Genomic DNA, 20,788 nt, shown 5'->3' on the forward strand with positions numbered 1-20,788 from the left:
GCTTTCCACCTCGATGGGCGTTTGAGAAGACCTCAGCCGACGGCTTCGCGCAGTAACCGGGCGGCCGGCTCGACAGCGTTGTCAGCGAGGTTGCCGTAGCCGAGCACCAGCGCGGGCTCGCCGGGCGCGACGCGGTAGTCGTCGAGATCGGTCACCTTCACGCCCTTCGCGCGCGCCTCGCGCACGACGACCGCCGCGTCCCGCTCGAGGTGCAGGACGAGGTGCAGCCCGGCCGCGACCCCGGACAGGCGGACGTCTCCTAGAGCGTCGACGAGCCGGTCGCGCCGCGCGCGGAACCGCAGCCGCGCGGCCCGCAGGTGCCGGTCGTAGCCGCCGCTTCCGACGAAGCCGGCGAGCGCGAGCTGGTCGAGCACCGGCGGCGCGTGCCCTTCGACAGTCCACTGTGGAGGGAGTGCGACCCAGCCGAGGCCGAGCGCCGGGCTGAGCGTCTTGCTGACCGACCCGAAGAGCGCGACCCGCCCCGGATCGGTGCCCTGCAGGGTGCCGACGGGCCGCCGGTCGTAGCGGAACTCGGCGTCGTAGTCGTCCTCGAGGACCAGCCCGTCGACGTCCCGTGCCCACGCCATCAGCTCCGCCCGCCGCCGCGGCGAGAGGACGGTGCCGGTGGGGAACTGGTGCGCGGGCGTGACGAGCGCGGCCCGCGTCCCGGCCGGGATCCGGCCGACGTCGAGGCCTTCGCCGTCGACCGGCACCGGGTCGATCGCCATCCCGGTGTTTGCGGCCGCACGTCGCAACCGCGTCCAGCCGGGGTCTTCGACGGCCAACCGCGTGACGCCCTTTTCGAGCAGCGCGCGGCAGACCCGGGTCACGCCGTCGGTGACGCCGCCGCAGACCACGACGTCGTCCGTCTCGGCGCCGCGGACCCTCCGCAGGTAGCCGGCCAGGGTGGCGCGCAGCCGCGGGTGCCCGGCCGGATCGGGCAGGCCGAAGTCGGTGTGCGGCACGGTCGTGAGCACGCCGCGCACGGCGTCCGCCCACCGCTGCCGGGGGAAGTGCCGCAGGTCGGGCAGCCCGGGTGCGAGGTCGTACCGCGGCGGCTCGACCGGCGCCGGCCGCTTCGCCGCGACGGCGTCCCCGACCCGGCGGACGCGCGTGGCGGAGCCGGCGCGCCCGTCGAGGTACCCCTCGGCGACGAGCTGGGCGTAGGCCTGCGTGACGACCCACCGCGAGCACCCGAGGTCGGCGGCGAGCTGACGGCTCGGCGGCAACGCGGCGCCGTCTTCGAGCCCGCGGATCGTCCGGCGCAGGGCCCGGGTCAGCTGTTCGTGTTTCGGTCCCGGTCCGCTCAGCTCCAGCTGGACGCCCCAATTGGTCTGTGATCCGGCCACGGGATTGGACTGTAGTACCGGACCGATTCACCTTTAGGTTGGTGGCATGAAGAAGGTGGAACTGGGCAGGACCGGTCAGCGCGTGAGCCAGGTGTCGCTGGGCTGCATGACGATGGGCACGTCGACCGACGAGCCGACGTCGGCCCGCATCCTGGACGCGTACCTCGACGCCGGCGGCGACTTCCTGGACACGGCGAACTGCTACGCGTGGTGGGCGGGCGAGCAGTTCGCCGGCGGCGAGAGCGAGTCGCTCCTCGGCAAGCTGCTGCGCGGCCGCCGCGACCGCGTGTTCCTGGCGACGAAGGTGGCGGCGGGCATCACGGACCTCCCCGCGGCTCGTGCGGCGTCCCGGCCGGACGGCACGACGGACTGGGAAGCGCGGGAGCGCACATACGAGGGCGCGAGCGCCGCGGTGATTTCCCGAGAGGTGGAGGAGAGCCTGCGTCGCCTGGGGACCGACCACCTCGACCTGTACTACGTGCACGTCGACGACCGGCGCACCCCGCTCGAGGAGACACTGTCCGCTTTGGACGGTCTGGTGCGGTCGGGCAAGGTGCGGTACCTCGGCTGGAGCAACGTCCGCACGTGGCGCCTGGAGCGCATCCGCTCCCTGGCGCTGGCCAACGGCTGGGCGTCCCCGGTGGCGGTCCAGGTGCAGCATTCGTACCTGCGTCCGACCGGCGCCGACGTCCCGTCGATCGCGGGCGGCGAGCTGCTGGACTGGCTGTCGTCGCACCCGGACGTCTCGCTGGCCGCGTATTCCTCGCTGCTGCGCGGGATCTACGACGACGCGACCTACCGGGAGTCCACGCAGATCTGGCGCGCGTATGCCGGTCCGGACTCGGAAGCGCGGCTGGCCGCGGTGGCCAAGGTGGCTTCGGAACTGGGCGCGTCCGGCAATCAAGTGGCCTTGGCTTGGTTGGTCCACAAGGGAGCGATTCCGCTGATCGGCCCGCGCACCTGGGAGCACTACGAGTCGATCGCGCCGGCGTTCACCCTGGAACTCTCGGACGAACAGATGTCCCTTTTGGACACTGCCTGATCAGTCCAGCAGGCGCTGTTCCTTGGCCACGGCGACCGCTCCGGCGCGGGTGTCCACTTCGAGCTTCGCGTAGATCCGGCTCAGGTGGGTCTTGACCGTCGCCTCGCTGATGAACAGCGCCCGGGCGATCTCCTTGTTGCCCAAGCCTTGGGCCAGTTGACGCAGGATGTCGCGTTCGCGGCCGGTGAGCGACGGCCGCGGCGCGCGCAGCTGGGCCATCATGCGGTCGGCGACCGGCGGCGACACCGCGGTGCGCCCGGCCGCGGCCGCTTCGATCGCCGCGTACAGCTCGGTCGCGGACCCGGCCTTCAGGAGGTAACCGGTGGCCCCGGCGGCGATCGCGCGGCTGATGTCGGCGTCGGTGTCGTAGGTCGTCAGGACCAGGATCCGGGGCGCTCTGGGGGTGCTCCGGATCCGCCGCGTCGCTTCGATCCCGTCGATGCCGTCGCCGAGCTGGATGTCCATCAGGACGACGTCCGGGCGCAACGCGTCAGCGGTGGCAACGGCTTCCTCCCCGCTGGCTGCTTCCCCAACGACGTCGATGCCGTCGGCGCCCGCCAGCAGCGCGCGCAACCCGGCGCGCACGACGGCGTGGTCGTCGCACACCAGGACGCTGATTCTCACGAGGCCTCCAGCGGGATCGCGGCCGAGATGACCGTGCCCTGACCGGGCGCGGACTCGACCGTCAGCCTGCCACCGAGCTGCTGGGCCCGGACGCGCATGGCCGGGAGCCCGTGTCCTCGCTCGCTGCCCGGCGCCGGTTCAGCGAACCCGCGTCCGTCGTCGGCGACGTCCAGCACGACCTGGTCGTCGAGGTAGGTGAGCGTGAGCACGACACTGCCGGCGTCCGCGTGCTCACGCGCGTTGGCCAGCGCGCCCTGGGCGATGCGGACCACAGTGGACTGGACGCGCTCCGGCAGCGGCGGCTCGGCGCCGTCGATGCGGACTTCGACCGGCACCCCGGCCCGGCCGGCGACGGCCCGCAAGGCCTCTTCGAGCGTGGCATTGGCGAGATCGGCGGGCGCCAGGTCCTGGACGAGCCGCCGCGCTTCGGACAGGTTGGCCGCACCGACGCGCTCGGCGGCGCGCAAGTGCTCGCGGGCCAGTTCGGGCCGGTCCCACGCCTGGTCCGCGGCCTGCAGCAGCATCGCCTGGCTCGACAGGCCCTGCGCGAGCGCGTCGTGGAGCTCCCGCGACACGCGCCCGCGTTCGGCCAGCACGCCGGCGCGTCTCTCCGATTCGCGCAGCCGCTCGGCCTGGCGGCGCATGTAGGTGATCACCGCGGCGGTGACCACGGCGATCGCGATCGGCACGATGGTGAGGTTCGGGTCGAAGCCGTCGGCCAGCCGGTTCTGCGAGACGACCACCAGCGCCGTGATCACGCCGACCAGCGCGAGCGCCTGCCCGGTCGGCAGCGTGCGCAGACCGGTGACCAGCAACGGGATCGCCGACCACGCGAAGCTGGGAGCGAGCACCACCAGCACCACCCACAGCGCCAGGACGACGGTCAGCCACACGAGGTGCCGGCCGACGACCAGGCCGGCGCCGTACGCGACGACCAGGGCCGCGGTGAACCCGAGCACCCACGGCGCCAGGGCAGTGCCGTCGTGGCGCGTGAGGTAGCGGACCGCCGAGCCGAGCACGAGCAGGAAGAACGCCGAGTGCATGGCCGCGGCGAGCCACCTCGCGTCTTTCATGCCGTCCATGCTGGCTCCCTCCTCGTCCGGCACCAGCGTCGACCCGGTCCGGAGGCCGCGCATCAGCCGATCGGATGACCCCGGTGTCAGCCGGGACGACGACCGGAACCACCCGGTTCCGGGGTGAAGCTGGAGCCATCAAACCTTCGCTGACCAGGAGCACATCATGAACTCGACCCGCATCCGCATCGCCGCCGCTGTCGCCGGGCTCGCCGCCGTCGGCGCTGTTTCGTTCGCCGCTGTCCCGGCCACCGCCGCGCCGGCCGCTCCCAAGAGCGTTGTCCAGACGTCGCACCTGTCGATCGCCGCCGCTTCGAAGGCCGCTCAGGCCGCATTGGACGCCGCCGGCAAGGCCGGCCAGCACGTGTCGGTCGCCGTGGTGGACCGCGACGGCAACACCATCGTGACGCTGCGCGGCGACGGCGCGGGCCCGCAGTCCTACAGTTCGGCGCAGGAGAAGGCGTTCACGGCGGTGGCGTGGAACGCGAAGACGTCCGAACTGGTCGGCCGCCTGCAGCAGGCCCCGACGCTGAAGGACATCGACGGCACCCTCTTCCTGGCCGGCGCGGTCCCGGTGACCGCGGGGTCGACGCCGATCGCCGCCGTGGGCGTGGCCGGTGCGCCGTCGGGTGCGCAGGACGAAGCGTTCGCCCAGGCCGGCGTGGACGCGCTCGGCAAGTAGCGTGTCCAGGGTGTTGATCAGTGATGTCCGCCCCTGGGGCGGCGAGCGCAGTGACGTCGAACTGAGCGGTGACCGGATCGCGGCGGTCCGTCCGCACGACGCGTCGGCTCCGGCCACTGTGGACGGCCGTGGCCGGTTGCTGTTCCCGGCGTTCAGCGACGTCCACGTGCACCTGGACTCGACGCGGATCGGGCTGCCGTTCCGGCCGCACACCGGCGGCCCGGGCGTGGTGGCGATGATGACGAACGACCGCGAGAACTGGCGGTCGGCGGAGGTCCCGCTGCCCACGCGGGTCGCCGGGACGCTCGAGCGGATGATCGCCAACGGCACCACGCGGGTCCGCAGCTACGCGCAGGTCGACGTCGACTGCCGGCTGGAGAAGCTCGACGCCGTGCTGGCCGCCCGGGAGCGGTTCGCCGAGCAGGCCGAGGTGCAGGTGATGGCGTTCGCGCAGGCGGGCATCCTCCGCGAGCCAGGCACGCTCGAACTGCTCGATGCGGCAATGCGTTCGGGTGCGACGGTGATCGGCGGCATCGACCCGTGCACGCTGGACCGCGATCCCAAGGGGCACTTGGACGCGGTGTTCGGCCTGGCCGAGAAGCACCAGGCCGAAGTGGACATCCACCTGCACGAGCCGGGGCACCTCGGCCTGTTCTCGACCGACCTGGTCATCGAGCGCGTCCGGGCGCTGGACATGCGCGGCAAGGTGACGATGTCCCACGCGTACGACCTGGGCTCGATCTCCGAGTCGGTCAGCCGCCGGGTCATCGACGACTTCGCCGCGCTGGACATCGCGATGACGACCGTGGCGCCGTCGGCCTCGGGTCAACTGTCCCTTGTGGACCTGATCGCTTCGGGTGTCCGGATCGGACTCGGCGAGGACGGCCAGCGGGACTACTGGAGCCCATACGGCAACTGCGACCTGCTGGACCGGACGTGGCAGCTGGCGTTCACGCGCGGCTTCCGCCGTGACGCGGACATCGAGCTGGCGCTGGCGGTGGCCACGATGGGCGGCGCGTCGATCATGAGCCACGACGTCCCCCGGCTGGCCGGTGTTTCCGACCGACCCGGCTTGGCCGTCGGCGACCGCGCGGACCTCGTCCTGGTCGACGGCGAAACGCCGGCCAGTGCGGTGATGGACCGGGGCAAGGACCGCACGGTCGTCCACAATGGAGTGGTCGTGGCGGACGGCTTGTCGGTCGTCAAGCGCTAGCGAGCAGCGCGGCGATGCTGGGCTTGTGTTCGTCGCGCCGCCGCCACGTCATGGTGACGTCGGTGGTCTCGCCGGCCAGCGGAACGGCGACGGCGCCGGGGTGGTCGACCATGGCGGGCACGATCCCGCAGCCCATCCCGGCGGCGACGCACCGGCCGAGGGCAGCGAGGCTGCCGACCTCGGTGTCGATGACGGGTCCGTCGAGCCGGTCCAGCATCTCCCGGAAGCCGCACCCCTTCGGTGTGGCCAGGAACCCGACCCCGCGGAGGTCTTCCGGCTGGATTTCTTCCTTCGCTGCCAAGGGATGACCGGGCGGCACGATGACGACGAGCGGTGCTTCGCCGACCTTCCGGCTGGCGAAGGCGGGATCGCCCGGCGTGTCGCCGAAGGTGAAGCAAACGTCCATTTCGGACTCGCGGACGCCGCGGTACAGCTCGCCGCGGCCGCCCTCCTTCAGCGTCAGCCGGACGCGCGGCCACCGCGTCCGGTAGTCGCTGAGGATGCCCGGAACCCAGTGCGTGCACAGGGTTTCGAGCGCGCCGATGGTGAGATGGCCGTCGGGTTCGCCCCGCTCGTCGTCGACCGCGGCCTTGGCTTCCTCGACGAGTTCGAGCACCTGGTCGGCGTAACCCGCCAGGCGCTTCCCGGCGGCGGTCAACGTCCGGCTGGTCCGGTCGAAGAGCTTGGCGCCGAGTTCGGCTTCGAGGGCCTGGATCTGTTCGCTGACGCTGGACTGCGCGTAGTGCAGCTCGGCGGCGGCCCGGGTGAGGTTGAGCGTCCGCGCGACGACGCGGAAAGTGCGCAGGTGGCGCAGTTCCATGTGATCCCCCATCGGCGTTCCCGATACCCGCCATCGTAACTGCCTGCTTCCGCTGGTGTCACGGAGAGTCCAGGGTTTCCGGTGTGGCAAGACTTCTCACGGGCCTCTCGCTGGGCTACTTCCTCGTCATGCTGGACACGACGATCGTGACGGTGGCGTTGCCGTCGTTGTCCTCGTCTTTGGCCGAGCAGCAATGGGTTTCGAACGGGTACACCCTGACGTTCGCGGCGTTCCTGCTGACGGCCGGAGCGTGGTCGGACCGCTTCGGCGCCCGCCGCGTGTTCTTCACGGGCTTGCTGTCGTTCGCCGTGCTGTCCCTGTTGTCGGCGTTTTCCTGGTCGCCGGTGGTGTTGATCGCCCTTCGCGCGCTGCTGGGCTTGGCGGGTGCATTGCTGGTGCCGTCCTCGCTGTCCCTGATCGCTTCGGCCTATCCCTCGCCTTCTGCCCGCGCAAAGGCGATGGGCGTGTGGGCTGCGGTGAGCGGAACGGGCCTGGTGGCCGGCCCGCTGCTGGGCGGCGTCCTGACCCAGGCGTTCGGCTGGCGCGCGATCTTCCTGGTGAACGTCCCGGTGGCGCTGGTCGCCCTCGCGTTGTCCCGGTCGGCCCCGCCGACGCCGCCCAAGCCGGGCCGGGTCGACTGGGTGGGCCAGGTGTCCACGGTAGTCGCTTTGTCGACAATGACGTACGCGCTGGTGGAGTCGGCTTTCTGGGTGCTTTTGGTGTCCCTGGCCGCGGCGGCGGTGTTCGTGGCTTCGCTACGGCGTCCGGACGCGATGCTGCCGGTGTCGTTGCTCTCCCGGAACCTCCTGGCGGGCGCGATCGTGAACTTCGGCTTGTCGGGCGTGTTGTTCGTGCTGTCGCTGTATTTTCAGCAAACGCGCGGGTATTCCCCGTCGGCGGCGGGCTTGGCATTCCTGCCGTTGACGATTCCGACGGCGTTCAACCCGATCTTCACGGGCCGTTTGGTCGCCCGGATCGGCCCGCGGGTCCCGGCGATATCGGGTTTTCTGCTGATGTCGTCGGGCGCGCTACTCCAGGCGTTCCTCCCGGATTTCTCGGTGCTCGCGTTGGCGCTTCTCGGTTTCGGCGTCTCGTTGGCGATCCCCTCGCTGCTGACGGCGGTGGTCGGCTCGGCACCGCGTGAGCTGGCGGGAATCGCGGGCGGAGCACTGAACGCGTCCCGCCAAACGGGCGCCGTCCTGGGGGTGGCGGTCCTGGGCGTCCTCCTGAACGCGACGTCGACGACAACGGCCCTCGCCGCGGCCGGCGCACTCCTTTTCCTCGGCGCTCTGCTGTTTCCTGTTTCCTGTTGAACAGGAAACAGGAAACGCCTTGTTGCACTCATTCGTGTGACGAATCCTGGGTGCAGGGCCGGAACTTCCTCCGGAATCCCTGGTCAAACCCCATTCCCTTGGAGGATTCGTCATGTCCATGCCCAAGAAGCTGGCCAAGATCGGCGGCCCCGTGCTCGCGCTCTGCATCATCGCCGCGGCGCCGATCATCGGTGCCACGACGGCGTCCGCGGACGGTGGCGGCAGCACGCCGCCGCCGTCGACCAGCACCCCGCCGCCGGCGGGCACCGACGGCAACCCCTGGCACGGTTGACGCGCTCGCCGGGCCGGCCGCGAACCCGGCCGGCCCGGTGTCAGGCGCAGGCGCAGTCGAAGGCCGCGCGTGCTTCGCGTACTTCGTCCGCCTCCGGCAAGCCGAGTTCGGCGAACGCGGTTTCGGCCGCGTCCCAATGCTTGCCGGCACGCTCGTGCTCACCCATCGCGTGCAGTGTTTCCGCGACACCGCGGTGGGCCCGGGCCTGGTAGGTGCGGTTCCCGTCTCCGACAGCCAAGTCCAAAGCCGCTTCGCACGCCGTCAAAGCGTCTTGCCGCGCGCCCCGGGCCAACGCGGTCGCGCCGCGGTCGAGGTAGAGCTGGGTGCGCAGGTCGGCGTCCGGCACGTTCGCCGCCACCTCGCGCGCCTTGTCGTGGTAGCGCACCGCCTGGGTGAACCGGCCCTGCTTGCGGTGCACGTTGCCGATGTTGTTGAGCGCGTAGGCCTCGACGCAGTGGTCGCCGACCTCGGCGGCGTGCCCGTGCGCCTCCGTGTAACTGGCCAGCGCCTCCGGAAGCAGATCGAGATGCTCTTGCACGGACCCCAGGTTGTTCACCGCGTGCGCCAAGCCCTGCAGGTGCCCGATCTCGCGCAGCAGCCGCGCGGCCGCCGAATGCTGGCGCAGCGCGACGTCGAGGTTGCCGTGCAGCTCGTTGAGGTAGCCGAGCATGCTCAACGCGTGGGCCTCGCCCCGCCGGTCTTCGCTCTGCTCGTACTTCTCCAGCGCGGCCTCGAGGTGGGCGATCGCCTGCTCGTGCTTGCCCAGCTCCATCGTCGGGATCGCGAGCGCGCACAACGTCGCCGCCTCGCCCCGCGGGTCGCCGAGCCGCCGCCACTTCGGCAGCGCCTTGGCGGCGTGTTCGAGCGCCTCGGCGAGCCGGCCGCTCCGGTCGTTCGCGGTGGCCAGCCGGAGCAGGACGTGCGCCTGGCCGTAGTCGTTGCCGGGGTCGGCCGAGACGGTCTCCCACGCGAGTTCGAGGGTGCCGATCCAGTCTTCGAACTGGTTCGTCGTGTTGAAGTAGCGCCACAGCAGTACGGCCAGCCGCCAGGTGTGCTCGGGCAGGCCGTGCCGGGCGGCGTAGCGGATCGCGGCCACGAGGTTGTCCCGCTCGGCGACGATCCACCGCAGGCCGGCGGCTTCGTCGGCGAACGCCGGCGTCACCGGGCAGGAGCGGTCGGGCGCGGGCAGCTGCGCCCGGTCGAACGGGTACGCGGCGCCGACCGCGGCCGCCAGCGTCACGAGGTAGAAGTCCAGCAGCCGCACCAGCGACTGTGCGGACGCCGGTTCGAGGGCGGCGAACTCCTTGAGCGGGTCGAGCATCTGGTACCGCTCCGGCGCGGCCTCTTCGAGCAGGCTGACCTCGTGCAGGTCGTCGAGCAGCCGCCGCGCCTCGCCGACGTCGCAGCCGGCCAGCGCGGCGCCGCCCGCGACGCCGACGTCCGGCCCGGGCAGGCTCCCGAGCAGCCGGAACATCGCGCGCTGCGGCTCGCCGAGCTGCTGGTAGGACGCCCGGACGGCGGCGATGCCGTCGTCCTCGCCCCACGGGCCGTCCTCTTCGAGCAGGTGCAGCAGGTGCGCCAGCGGCCACCGCTCGTGCCGCCGGAACAGCGCGGCCGCCACCCGGATCGGCATCGGCAGGTAGCCGCAGCGCTTGACGACCAGCGCGACGTCGCCCGCCCGCCCGCGCACCCGCGCCGGGCCGGCCAGCGCGGTGAACAGCTCGGCCGCCTCGTCCGGCGGCAGCGGCGAAAGCCGGACCGGCTCCCCGACGTCGCCCATGCGGCGGCTGGTGACGACGGCCAGGCAGCCGTCGGCCTCGGGCAGCAGCGGCCGGATCTGCTCCGGCGACGCGGCGTTGTCCAGCACGACCAGCGTGCGCGTGCCCCACAGCGTCGTCTGGTAGAGCGTGGCTTTCCGGCCGACGGTGGCCGGGATCTGTTCGGCGGGCACGCCGAGCTCGACCAGCAGCTCGGTGAGCGCGTCGCCGACGCTGGTCTCGGAGACGCCGGGAGTGAAGCCGTTGAGGCGGGCCAGCAGCTGGCCGTCGGGGAAGCGGTCGCGCAGCCGGTGCGCGGCCTCGACGGCGAGTCCGGTCTTGCCGACGCCGGGCGCGCCGCTGACCCAGACCGCGGACCGTCCGGCCGCGGCAGCCACCTCGATCGCCGCGAGTTCGGCGGCCCGCCCGGTGAACTCGCCGGGTCGCGAAGGCAGCGAGCTGGGCGGTTCCCCGTGTTCGGCGCGCGCGGCGAGGTTGCGCAGCACGGGACCGGGCTCCATCCGCAGCCCGCCGAGGGCGGCGCGGGTGCTCTCGAACACGCGCAGCGCGCCGACCTGGTCACCGCCGGCGAGCAGGGCACGCATGAGCAGCCCGGCGTGCTTCTGGCTGGCCGGATCGGACCGCACGAGCGGCCGCAGCCGGTCGCGTGCCGAGCGGTGGTCGCCGGTGTCCAGCTCGAGTTCGGCGAGGTCGCCGACGGCGTCCGGCAGCGTTTCCTCCGGGACCACGACCTCCGGCCCGCCGACGCGGTCGATGTCGATGTCCTCGAGGAACCGGCCCCGCCACAGGCCGACGGCCTCCCGCAGCAGCTCGACCTTGCGCCGCGGGTCGCCGGCCCGGCCCGCCTCGGCGCGCAGCCGGTCGAACCGGACGGTGTCGAGCTGGTCGTCGCCGAGCCGCAGGAGGTAGCCGGTCGGGGTGGTCTCGATGCCGACGCCGACGTCGCGCAGCCGTTTGACGTAGCTGCGCACCAGGGTGGGCTTGGCTTCGCGGTCGGCCCAGACGATCTCGGCGAGGCGGGGGCTCGACACCGGCTTGTTCGCGTTCAGGAGCAGCACGACGAGGACGAACCGCTGCTGCTGGTCACCCAGCGGCACCGGCGCGCCGTCGTGCCACGCCTCCAGCGGGCCGAGCATCCGGAACTCCACGCAGCCTCCCCGGCGTCAGCTTGCTTTCCCCCGTTGATGTCGCGCAATCGGCCGTTGGAGTTTCGGTAATCCGCATTTCTTGCACGTTCGATACACGCGGGGTTGCCAGACTCCGCCGGTCGAATCAGGGGTGAAGGAGAAACCGGTATGGGGTCCGACGTGTTGCCGTGTTACGTGGCGTGCGACGTCTCGCTTTCGATGGCCGACCACCTCGAAGAGCTGAACCACGGCCTGCGCGAGTTCCGCGGCGCGGTGCACGCGGACGCGTCGATCACCGACCGGGTGCTGTGCAGCGTGGTCGGCTTCGGGGAGAAGCCGGTGCTGGTCCAGCGGATGCTGCCGATGAACGGCCTGGCGGACCTCCCCGCGCCCGGGGCGTGCGCGGGAACCAACTTCGGCCCGGTGTTCACGTTCCTGCGGTCGGTCATCGACGAAGACCTGGGTTTGCTCGCGGCGCACCGCGTCCGGGTCCACCGCCCGATGGTGTTCTTCCTGTCCGACGGCCAGCCGACGGACCCGGTGACCTGGCCGCCGGCGTTTTCGGTGCTGTCGGATCCGGCCTGGTCCCACCGCCCCCGCGTGGTGACGTTCGGCGTCGGCGACGCGGACGAAGAGGCCCTGGGCCGCATCGGAACGTTCCGCTGCTACTTGAGCCGCGACGGCGTCCGCCTGGGAACGGCGCTGATCGCGTCGGTGATGCACGTTCTGTCCACTTCCGGTCCACCGCCCGCCCGCAGGCTGTCCACAAGGGGGTGCTGACGATGGAGACGCACTGAAGGAGAAGGACAGTGGAGAGGGCGGAGCTGGTCCAGGAGCTGAAGACGCTGCGCAAGGGCCGAGGATTGGCAGGCCGTCTCGACGGCCGAGTGGGGCCGTCCTTGAGATCGGCGTGCGCCGTGTCGTCGGACGACGGCCAGGTGGCGATCCGGGAGAAGGTGTCCGGCCGGCTGTCCGAGCTGGCGTCTCAGTTACCGGACGACCTGCGCTTGGCGGCGCTGGCGGCCTTCGCGATTTCCGCGGAGGCACGCCAGCCGCTTTACCAGGACAGGGTGCGGTGGGCCGCTTTGAAAGTCGACCGAGACCCACGGACGGTCCGCCGTCGCGTGGACGAGGCGATCGTGTTGCTGGCGGAGCTGGCATCGGCGTCCTCTTTACCGCCTTCGCCATCCGACCGGTGGCACACGTCGTCGTTGTCGATCGCTTGCGTGGTGGACGAGCTCCTGGTCTTGGAGCGGCGTCGGATCGTGGCGGATCAGGAGGGTCTCGAGTTCCTTGACTTGGCGGTGTCGCTGCCTGCAGGCCGGCCCCCGGTCACTGTTTTGTACGGCGGTTCGCTGGTCGATCGCGGGATGGAGACGTCGTCGAGGTGGGGGTACGGGCTGGAGTTGCCGCGGCCGCTGTCCCGAGGGGAGTCGTGGGAGTGCGCGATGCTGTTCCGGCCGCCATCGCTGCGGCCGTACATGGTTTCCGTCCCGCGGCAGCCTTGTGACTCGTTCGACCTGCGGGTTCGGTTCGGTGGGGCGCCTCCTGCCGTTTGGGCTTTGGAAGGGGCGTTCCAGCGGGACGTGTCGGACCCGGGGTACCAGGGGCGTCCGGAGACGGTGGACTCGTCGGGGGAGGTCCACTTGCGATTCCGCGGGCTGACGCCGGGCCTGGCGTACGGAGTCCGCTGGGCGACTCAGCCCTGAGCTGGCATACTCTCTGCGATTGATCAACTACGCTAGGGAGTAGTCCGTGGCGTTCACGGTGGACACGTTCCAGATCGGGCTGTACGGAGGGATCCTCGGCAACCACCACGGCGACGCGAAGGCTGCCGAGGGATTCGCCGGGGCCAACCTCCAGATCGGCGCACAGCCGGGGCTGATCGCCGAGCTGGTCGGCAGCCACGAACAGGCCAAGGGCGAAATCGTCAAGGCACTGACCGGCCTCGCGTCGGTGTGCGAGGCGAGCAGCGCGGAACTCGACCGCGTCCGGCAGATGTACGACCGCGTCGACCAAGGCTCGGCCGAGCGGCTGGACCGGACTTTTCCCGACCCCGGAAGCCCGCCGCGGATGCCGTCGGTGCCGGGGCTGCCCGCGGACACCAGTACACAGGCCGTTCGCCAGATCTCCCACCCGGCGGAACGGTTGAAGCCTCCTCAGGCAGCCGACTTCACCAACCCCATCCGGCTCGTGAACGACTTGGGCAACCTGATCAGCGCGGGCTACTGGACGCAACAGTTTTTGGACGCAACGATCCAGGTCAACCCGGTCGAGGAGTTCTCGAACTGGGTTGCGGGCGACTGGGAGCAGTTCGCGAAGGCGTCGGACGCGCTGAACTCGTTGTCCCTCTTCTGCGGTGACCTCGCGTACGACGTGAAGACGAACATCGCCACCCTGCTGACCAGCTGGACGGGCAACGCGGCCAACGAGGCCTCCGAGTACTTCGGCGGGCTGGCCGGCACCGTCGACGGCTACGCGGCAGGCCTCGGCACCCTGCGCGACAAGTACCGCGAGGCGGCGCAGGGCGTCTGGGAGGTCTCCGAAACGATCAACGACATCATCCAGGACATCTTCGACAGCATCTTCTGGGGCGCGGTCGAGTTGGCGGCGGGCGGCGTGCTGTCCGAGACCGTGGTCGGCCCGGTCGTGCTCTGGAGCCTCGCCGCACTGGAGTGCAAGAACGTGGTCGACGGCTGGAAGCAGATGACGAACCTGCTGATGAACGTCCAGAACTCGATCCGCCTGATCCACGGCGGCATCCTCGACGTCATCGGCTCCGGCGGAAGCTTCGAAGCCCACCCCCTGCCCGCCGGCTACGACCACCCGGGAGCCTGACCATGTCACCGGAATTTTCCGCAGACCCGGTGAAGAACCGAGCCCGGCAAGCGTTGTTGACCAAGCTGGCGGCATCGACGGCCAACCCGGCCGTGGCGGAGATGGCCCGCGAACTGTTGGCCGGCAACGTAACGCCGCGCGGGATCATGGGCGCGAACCTGTACGCGGACGTGCTCGCGGGAGGCACGGCGCGTTTCACCGAGTGGTACGGCGGCCTGTCCGAAGCCGAGAAGGACGCGCAGGCCGAAGCAGGCCGGAATGCGATGACGCAGCTGGCATCCTCGGAGGAGGAGCCGCCGCCCCGCCGAGTGCGTCCGGACGACGACGAAGACTTTTCCGAGGTGGACTGGCTCGATGGCTGACCCACGAAACGGCTCACCGCTGTTCGACACGGACGCCATTCTTCGCAAGGCGTATTTCGGCGTCTGGCTCCTCAGCGTCGTATTCGCGGGGTTCGCCATTTGGGGCATCGTGCGTTATCCGCACTGGTCGTGGGCGATTCCTATTGCGTCGGCCGTGATCGCGCTGGCCGCGAATCATCGATTGCGGACGGCGAATCGCCGCGGAGAGACCGTATTGCTCGGCGCGGCGACGTTGCTGTTCGTCGTGCTCTCCGGCGTGATGCTCGGTGTCGCGCTGCGCTTGGCTCGTACTTGAAGGCGCCCCCGGCAGGATTCGAACCTGCGACACCCGCTTTAGGAGAGCGGTGCTCTATCCCCTGAGCTACGAGGGCTTGTGTACCCGCACAGGCTACCTGACAGCCGGTGCACAGAGGGGTTGGGCCTATGGGTGGTCTCCGGATCGAGCGTCGGGCACTCCGCGGATATGACCTGTCACCTAGTGTAGACAGATAGTCGAAGGCTGCGCCGCGGGCGGCGGTCGACCTCCTCGATGGCTGTCCGGCTCTCGGCACTACCGTCCTCGGCATTCGGAAGGACGGCAGCCGGAGTGCGGACCTACTACGACGAGGATGACTACGAGGGCTACGAGGCGGGGCAGGACCTGCTGGTCCGCCGCTTCACCACTTGGGCGGCCGCGCAGGGGCGCGAGATCGACCCGTACGCCGTCATCTCGGCGCTCCAGTTCCGGCACACGTCGATCGATGGGCGGCTCGCCTATTGGACCGCCGCGCTCGTCCGGGATTTCCTCCTCTCATACGTGCCGCGCACGTTGTCGGCCACCGCTGATGACGCCCTGCTCGTGCCCGGGACTTTGCTCCTGTTCCTCCGGTACCTGCACGAGACCGAGCTGGCCGACCCCATGGGCGAGCCCTTTGCCGACATCGAGGACGCCGTTGCGAAGGCGGCGTCCGAGTTTCCGGCCGCCATGGCTGACGAGCGCAACTTCGGCGTCGGCAAGTACTGGGCGATGACCGCCATCCGGAACGGGGTCGATCCTGCCGACTCCGATGCCATAAACGTCTTCCTCGCCGAAGTCCGCGAGGGGAAGTACCCATACGACGCCGGTCTGCTCGTTGACCTCGCCGCCAGGCACGTCGATGAGCAGGATGGGCGGGCGCTTCCGCAGCTGCCGGTGTCCTTGCCGGCGGAGGCGGAGCTAGTCGACGCCGCAGAGCGCTCCTCGCTTGTGGTCAAGCTGCGGAAATTCGTCGAATGGGTGGGTGACGGCCGAGCCTTGACCGGTACCGGCACCCTCAAACTCGCCGACGCCCGCGAGCTCGTGTCGCTACTGGATACCGGTGACCGGCTCGAATGGGAACTTGGTGGCGCGGTCCAGCGTGTCCGCAGCACCGCCGACCTGCCGGACCTCAGCATCCTGTTCGAAATCGCGAAGCGCGCGCGGGTCGTGCGGGTGGTCAAGGGCAAGCTGGTTCGGGTGGCGAAAGCGGCGCCGCTGGTGAAGAACGCTCTCGCCTTGTGGGCGGCAGCGTTCGACACGCTCCCCGAGAGAGGCCTGCTGGTCAAGGAGGGCCCCGGCTACGCCGTGTTTTGCTCGACGACTGTCTCGACCTCGTGCTGCCGGACGTGCTCAACGCGGTAAACGGCATGCCGGAGCCGATACCCGTGGTGCGGCTCGCCGAAAGCGCCTGGCTGGCCAGTCTGGAAAGTGCTTACCTCGATCTCGACCCGTCGACCGAGCCGATGTGGCGGGACGGGTTCGGCGGCGAGTTCCGGCGGTTGCTCACCAAGCTGGCCGAATTCGATGTGGTCGAGCTGACCACGGGACCGACCGACCCGATGTACACCATGGACCTCGTGCCGGAGAACCCCGAGCTCTCACCGGATGTCCAAGGCCGATTGCGGGACGCTCTCGACGCGCCGTCGCTCGACCTAGTCACCCTCACCCCGCTGGCGACCTGGGCGGTCCGGGAACGGCTGCTGCGAGAGGGCCGGTTCGCGCCGGTGGTGGGTGAGCTCGCCGCCGCCGCTCCCGCGGCCATGCTGGGCGTCGTCACGGAACATTTCAGTGAAGAGGCGGCCGCGGCCGAGATCGGCGGCTGGCTGGCCGCGCACGGTGGCCGGGACGCGGGCCTGGCGCTGCTGATGGACGCCGTCCGCCGGTGCCCGTTCCGGACGCGCGCGTCCGTCATGCTCGGGATCCTCGTCGATTCCCTTCCTGACGGCGGTGTGGTGCTCGACGGTCTGCGTGCCGACCCGGGCTTGGGTCCGATCGCCACGCAGCTGCTGGTCGAGCGCGGAGAACTGGCTCTCGAAGACTTGGACGCGGGCGAAGGTCTGCTCGGCATCACCGAACAGTTCCTCGGCCTGCTGGAGACGGCCGGGCCGGAAGCAACAGCTGCGACGTTGGCCGAGTTGCCCGCCGCCGAACGTGTGCACCTCGCGGAAGCGATTTCCGCGTCGGGCCACCCGGACGAGGTAGGGCTCGCGGAGCTGGCCGAAGTGTTCGAGCAGGTTCGCGGCTGATCCGACTCTCGTCGTCACCCAGGTGAGTGGTTCTTGCCCGCGCCCGGCAGTCGGGATACACCCTGCCGGACGGCCCACCTCACCTGACCTGGACGGACCAGTGCCTCACCTGGTCGTGTCTGGTTTCGAACTGCTGAACAACAGTAGGTAACCTTCGTTAACGGGACGCGGGGAGCCGCCTCCTACTGGCTGTTGCGGAGGGCTTCGTTGATCAAGCTCATGTTCGCCGACGACGAGGAACTGGTGCGCTCGGGGTTGCGCGCGATGATGTCCGGGGCTCAGGACATCGAGATCGTGGGCGAGGCCTCCGACGGCAGATCCGCAGTGGAAGTTGCCCGGCGGTACCACCCCGACGTCGCCTTGCTCGACATCAAGATGCGGGCCCCTGACGACGGCATTCGCGCCCTGCGGGCCATCCTCGCCCTTCCCGATCCGCCCACCGTTGCCATGCTGACCACCTTCGACATCGACGAATACGTCAGCCTCGCCCTGCGGCTCGGTGCCAACGGCTTCCTCCTCAAGGACATCGATCCGGCCGCTCTCCTGCGAGCCGTCAGGGACCTGGCAAGAGGTGGCGCTGTCCTGGACCCGGGGGTTGCCGCGCGGATGGTTCAGTCCCACCGGGACGAACAACGCGCTGCTCAGCCTGCCCGGAAGCTGCTCGCCTCACTGTCCGAACGCGAGCGCGAGGTCGTCGCTCTCATCGGGCAGGGCCTCTCCAACGCCGAGATCGGCGGGCGCCTGCACCTCTCCGAAGCCACCGTCAAGGGGTACGTCTCCGCCGTGCTCTCGAAGATCGGCGCCGCCAACCGCGTGCAGGCCGCTCTGCTGGCCTACCGCGGGGGCCTGCTCGACCAGTAGATGCTGCTCACGGCGCTGGAGTTCCTCGGGCTCGTCGCCTTCGCGGCGTCCGGGGCGCTCGCCGCCGTGCGGGCTCGGCTCGACGTCTTCGGCGTCGTGGTCGTCGGGCTCACCACCGCGCTCGGCGGCGGGGTCATCCGGGACGTCCTGCTCGGCATCCACCCGCCGACCACCTTGCGGAACTGGCCCTACCTCGCCGTCTGCGCCGTGACCGCTCTGGTCGTCTTCGCCTTCCACCCGCAGGTCGCGCGGCTTCGGCGGGGCGTGCTGCTCGCCGACGCGCTCGGGCTCGGCGTCTTCGCCACCGCCGGGACGACCATCGCCCTCAACGCCGGCGCGACCGTCTACGCCGCGTGCCTGATCGGGATGACGACCGGCATCGGCGGTGGTGCCGTGCGCGATCTGCTGCTCCGGGAAATCCCCCTCGTCCTGCGGAAAGAGATCTACGCCGTGGCCGCGCTGGCCGGCTCGGTGCTGGTCGTCGTCGGTCACGTCGTGCGACTTCCGGAGGGGCCGGTCACCGTGGTCGCGGCCGCGGGCGTGGTCGCCATCAGGATGATCGCGCTCTGGCGGCACTGGAACGCGCCCGTCGCGCGGGCGCCGGAGTGAGGATTCTCTTTGTTAGTTCTGTGTGTGTTCTTAGGCGAGTCTCAGCACGCTGAGTAAGACTGACGCCATGCGCATCCTTGTGGTGGACGACGACCGCGCCGTCCGTGAGTCGCTCCGGCGGTCCCTGGAGTTCAACGGCTACCAGGTCGAGCTGGCCAGCGACGGTGCGCAGGCCCTGGAGGCGATCATCGCCGACCGGCCGGACGCGATGGTCCTCGACGTCATGATGCCCCGGCTCGACGGCCTCGAGGTGGCCCGCCGCCTGCGCAGCACCGGCGACGACCTGCCGATCCTCGTGCTCACCGCGCGCGACACCGTCTCCGACCGGGTGTCCGGGCTCGACGCCGGCGCCGACGACTACCTGCCGAAGCCGTTCGCGCTGGAGGAGCTGCTCGCCCGGCTGCGGGCGCTGCTGCGCCGCGCCGTCCCCGAAGGCCAGAACGGCCAGGCGTCGGAGATCCTGTCCTTCGCGGACCTGACGCTGGACCCGGGCACGCGCGAGGTCCGCCGCGGCGGCCGCGAGATCAGCCTGACCCGGACCGAGTTCGCACTGCTGGAACTGTTCCTCTCCTACCCGAAGCACGTCCTCACGCGGGGCCGGATCCTGGAGGAAGTATGGGGTTACGACTTCCCGACGTCGGGCAACGCGCTGGAGGTCTACGTCGGCTACTTGCGCCGCAAGACGGAGGCCGAGGGGGAGCCGAGGCTGATCCACACCGTGCGGGGGGTGGGGTACGTCCTGAGGGAAACCCCACCGTGATCGACGACGGCGAGCCCGGTGACCCCCGCGGCACGCGCTGGGGGACGCGCCGGTTCTCGCTGCGCGGCCGGGTGACGCTGCTCGCCGCCGCCTGCGTCGCCGGCGCCGTCGCGCTGGTGTCGCTCGGCGCGTACATGGTCGTGCGCAGCAACCTCTACCAGCAGCTGGACGACGGCCTCATGGCGCGCGCCCAGGCGGCCGTCGCGTCGCCGCAGGTGCAGACCGAGCTGCGGCAGGTGCCTGGTGCCTTCCTGGCCAGCGCCGACCTGCAGATCGGGCAGCTCAACGCCGCGCCCGACGTCGCGCACGCCGTGATGACCTACCCGCTGTCGAGCTCGGCGCCGCCGTTCGACCAGCGCGAGCTCGCCGTCGCGAACGGCGACTCGCCCGAGTCGATGCGGACGGACTTCCGCACCGACAGCCGCGTGGTCGCGCTGCCGTCCGGGCACGGCGAGGCGATCGTGCTGGCCCAGTCGATGGGCCCGACCAAGCGGACGCTGAACGAGCTCGCGCTGGTGCTGTTCCTGATCGGCGGCGCAGGCATCCTGGTCGCCGCCGCGGCGGGCACCGCCGTCGCGCGGGCCGGGCTGCGCCCGGTCGACCGGCTGACGTCGGCCGCCGAGCGCGTCGCCAAGACCGGCGACCTGCGGCCCATCCCGGTCAGCGGCGACGACGAGCTCGCGCGCCTCACCACCAGCTTCAACACGATGCTCGGCACGGTCGCGGACTCGCAGGAACGCCAGCGCCAGCTGGTCGCGGACGCCGGCCACGAGCTGCGGACGCCGTTGACGTCCCTGCGCACCAATCTCGAACTGCTGCTCGCCGCGAGCAAGCCGGGCGCGCCGCCGCTGCCGGACGAGGACCGCGTCGACATCATCGCCGACATCAGCGGCCAGCTCGACGAGCTGACCCAGCTGATCGGCGACCTCGTCGAGCTCGCGCGCCAGGACGAGCCGCGCGAGCGCTTCGAACGCGTCGAGCTGGTGGAGGTCGTCGAGCGCGCGCTGGACCGGGCGCGGCGGCGGGCGGGGGAGATCAACTTCGACGTCTCGCTGCAGCCGTGGGTGCTCACCGGCGACAACAGCTCGCTCGAGCGCGCGGTGCTGAACCTGCTGGACAACGCGGTGAAGTTCTCGCCGCCGGACGCGACGGTCTGGGTGCGGCTCTACCCGCTCGGCGACGGCACGGCCGTGGTCGAGGTGGCCGACGCCGGCCCGGGCATCGCCGATGAGGACCTGCCCAAGGTGTTCGACCGGTTCTACCGCTCGTCGGAGGCGCGGACGCTGCCCGGCTCCGGGCTCGGCCTGGCGATCGTGAAGCACGCGGCCGAGCGGCACGGCGGAGCGGTGTACGCCTCGCAGGCGCCCGAGGGCGGCGCGCTGATGACGATCCGGCTGCCGGGGGCGCCCGGCTGATCCGGGGCCGCCTGGCACCCGCGGTACGCCGCCGCGGGTGCCGGTTCACTGTTGCCTGTTCGCCCGGCCCGTGGTGGTGTTGTTCAACTCGGGTGCGGCGCCTCCGC

Annotated in this window: 21 protein-coding genes and 1 tRNA gene; 16 read left to right on the forward strand and 6 right to left on the reverse strand. The window is 70.8% G+C overall.

Going from position 1 to position 20,788, the window contains the following annotated elements; genetic code table 11:
• Positions 1 to 32: 32 nt before the first annotated feature.
• A complete protein-coding gene (locus ACIQWX_RS11090) occupies positions 33 to 1,349 on the reverse strand; it encodes a PLP-dependent aminotransferase family protein (RefSeq protein WP_400868216.1) in 1,317 nt (438 codons plus the stop codon).
• Positions 1,350 to 1,395: 46 nt separating this feature from the next.
• Here ACIQWX_RS11090 and ACIQWX_RS11095 point away from each other — a divergent pair, with 46 nt between their 5' ends.
• Positions 1,396 to 2,391, forward strand: coding sequence for an aldo/keto reductase (locus tag ACIQWX_RS11095; protein ID WP_400868218.1), 996 nt, complete (start codon positions 1,396 to 1,398; stop codon positions 2,389 to 2,391).
• On the opposite strand, the gene ACIQWX_RS11100 is transcribed toward ACIQWX_RS11095, so the two are convergent.
• Both ACIQWX_RS11100 and ACIQWX_RS11105 read right to left on the reverse strand, forming a co-directional pair.
• Complete coding sequence (locus tag ACIQWX_RS11100; protein WP_400868220.1) at positions 2,392 to 3,015, reverse strand: response regulator; 624 nt, start codon at positions 3,013 to 3,015, stop codon at positions 2,392 to 2,394. It lies immediately after the preceding gene.
• The gene (locus tag ACIQWX_RS11105) at positions 3,012 to 4,097 is read right to left on the reverse strand and encodes a sensor histidine kinase (RefSeq protein ID WP_400868222.1); all 1,086 of its coding nucleotides are present in this window, start codon (positions 4,095 to 4,097) and stop codon (positions 3,012 to 3,014) included. The genes ACIQWX_RS11100 and ACIQWX_RS11105 overlap by 4 nt, the downstream gene beginning before the upstream one ends.
• Positions 4,098 to 4,254: 157 nt before the next feature.
• On the opposite strand from ACIQWX_RS11105, the gene ACIQWX_RS11110 reads away from it, so the two are divergent.
• Both ACIQWX_RS11110 and ACIQWX_RS11115 read left to right on the forward strand, forming a co-directional pair.
• Positions 4,255 to 4,770 (forward strand): heme-binding protein, encoded by a 516-nt coding sequence (locus ACIQWX_RS11110; RefSeq protein WP_400868224.1) that lies wholly within the window; start codon positions 4,255 to 4,257, stop codon positions 4,768 to 4,770.
• Positions 4,771 to 4,780: 10 nt separating this feature from the next.
• The gene (locus tag ACIQWX_RS11115) at positions 4,781 to 5,983 is read left to right on the forward strand and encodes an amidohydrolase family protein (protein ID WP_400868226.1); all 1,203 of its coding nucleotides are present in this window, start codon (positions 4,781 to 4,783) and stop codon (positions 5,981 to 5,983) included.
• Here ACIQWX_RS11115 and ACIQWX_RS11120 read toward each other — a convergent pair.
• Positions 5,973 to 6,803, reverse strand: coding sequence for a LysR family transcriptional regulator (locus ACIQWX_RS11120; protein WP_400868228.1), 831 nt, complete (start codon positions 6,801 to 6,803; stop codon positions 5,973 to 5,975). The genes ACIQWX_RS11115 and ACIQWX_RS11120 overlap by 11 nt on opposite strands.
• Before the next feature lie 83 nt (positions 6,804 to 6,886).
• On the opposite strand from ACIQWX_RS11120, the gene ACIQWX_RS11125 reads away from it, so the two are divergent.
• Entirely contained in the window at positions 6,887 to 8,116 is a 1,230-nt protein-coding gene (locus ACIQWX_RS11125; RefSeq protein WP_400868230.1) for an MFS transporter, read from the forward strand.
• 112 nt (positions 8,117 to 8,228) lie between these two features.
• The gene (locus ACIQWX_RS11130) at positions 8,229 to 8,408 is read left to right on the forward strand and encodes a hypothetical protein (RefSeq protein ID WP_400868232.1); all 180 of its coding nucleotides are present in this window, start codon (positions 8,229 to 8,231) and stop codon (positions 8,406 to 8,408) included.
• A 40-nt stretch (positions 8,409 to 8,448) separates the two neighbouring features.
• On the opposite strand, the gene ACIQWX_RS11135 is transcribed toward ACIQWX_RS11130, so the two are convergent.
• Positions 8,449 to 11,334, reverse strand: a complete 2,886-nt coding sequence (locus tag ACIQWX_RS11135; protein ID WP_400868234.1) for a tetratricopeptide repeat protein — start codon at positions 11,332 to 11,334, stop codon at positions 8,449 to 8,451.
• 147 nt (positions 11,335 to 11,481) lie between these two features.
• On the opposite strand from ACIQWX_RS11135, the gene ACIQWX_RS11140 reads away from it, so the two are divergent.
• From ACIQWX_RS11140 to ACIQWX_RS11160, 5 genes are read left to right on the forward strand one after another with little or no spacing between them, the layout of a single operon-like run.
• Positions 11,482 to 12,093: a hypothetical protein gene (locus ACIQWX_RS11140; RefSeq protein WP_400868236.1), complete on the forward strand. Its 612-nt coding sequence runs from the start codon at positions 11,482 to 11,484 to the stop codon at positions 12,091 to 12,093.
• Between the two features lie 29 nt (positions 12,094 to 12,122).
• Complete coding sequence (locus ACIQWX_RS11145) at positions 12,123 to 13,022, forward strand: hypothetical protein (RefSeq protein ID WP_400868238.1); 900 nt, start codon at positions 12,123 to 12,125, stop codon at positions 13,020 to 13,022.
• 46 nt (positions 13,023 to 13,068) lie between these two features.
• Entirely contained in the window at positions 13,069 to 14,151 is a 1,083-nt protein-coding gene (locus tag ACIQWX_RS11150; RefSeq protein ID WP_400868240.1) for a hypothetical protein, read from the forward strand.
• Between the two features lie 2 nt (positions 14,152 to 14,153).
• A complete protein-coding gene (locus ACIQWX_RS11155; RefSeq protein WP_400868242.1) occupies positions 14,154 to 14,513 on the forward strand; it encodes a hypothetical protein in 360 nt (119 codons plus the stop codon).
• Positions 14,506 to 14,808, forward strand: coding sequence for a hypothetical protein (locus tag ACIQWX_RS11160; protein WP_400868244.1), 303 nt, complete (start codon positions 14,506 to 14,508; stop codon positions 14,806 to 14,808). Before ACIQWX_RS11155 ends, ACIQWX_RS11160 begins: the two co-directional genes overlap by 8 nt.
• A gap of 3 nt (positions 14,809 to 14,811) precedes the next feature.
• On the opposite strand, the gene ACIQWX_RS11165 is transcribed toward ACIQWX_RS11160, so the two are convergent.
• A tRNA-Arg gene (locus ACIQWX_RS11165) sits at positions 14,812 to 14,884 on the reverse strand.
• Positions 14,885 to 15,099: 215 nt separating this feature from the next.
• Between ACIQWX_RS11165 and ACIQWX_RS11170 the strand changes: the two genes are divergently transcribed.
• The 6 genes from ACIQWX_RS11170 (at position 15,100) to ACIQWX_RS11195 (ending at position 20,681) form a co-directional block, all read left to right on the forward strand.
• Positions 15,100 to 16,152 (forward strand): hypothetical protein, encoded by a 1,053-nt coding sequence (locus ACIQWX_RS11170; RefSeq protein WP_400868245.1) that lies wholly within the window; start codon positions 15,100 to 15,102, stop codon positions 16,150 to 16,152.
• A gap of 5 nt (positions 16,153 to 16,157) precedes the next feature.
• Positions 16,158 to 17,036: a hypothetical protein gene (locus ACIQWX_RS11175; RefSeq protein WP_400868246.1), complete on the forward strand. Its 879-nt coding sequence runs from the start codon at positions 16,158 to 16,160 to the stop codon at positions 17,034 to 17,036.
• 207 nt (positions 17,037 to 17,243) lie between these two features.
• Complete coding sequence (locus ACIQWX_RS11180; protein WP_003087851.1) at positions 17,244 to 17,897, forward strand: response regulator transcription factor; 654 nt, start codon at positions 17,244 to 17,246, stop codon at positions 17,895 to 17,897.
• Entirely contained in the window at positions 17,898 to 18,506 is a 609-nt protein-coding gene (locus tag ACIQWX_RS11185; RefSeq protein ID WP_400868248.1) for a trimeric intracellular cation channel family protein, read from the forward strand. It begins immediately after the preceding gene.
• 67 nt (positions 18,507 to 18,573) lie between these two features.
• Complete coding sequence (locus ACIQWX_RS11190) at positions 18,574 to 19,266, forward strand: response regulator transcription factor (protein WP_400868249.1); 693 nt, start codon at positions 18,574 to 18,576, stop codon at positions 19,264 to 19,266.
• Positions 19,263 to 20,681, forward strand: a complete 1,419-nt coding sequence (locus ACIQWX_RS11195; RefSeq protein WP_400868251.1) for an ATP-binding protein — start codon at positions 19,263 to 19,265, stop codon at positions 20,679 to 20,681. Before ACIQWX_RS11190 ends, ACIQWX_RS11195 begins: the two co-directional genes overlap by 4 nt.
• Positions 20,682 to 20,788 lie beyond the last annotated feature (107 nt).

Source organism: Amycolatopsis sp. NPDC098790 (assembly GCF_044759945.1).
GTDB lineage: Bacteria > Actinomycetota > Actinomycetes > Mycobacteriales > Pseudonocardiaceae > Amycolatopsis.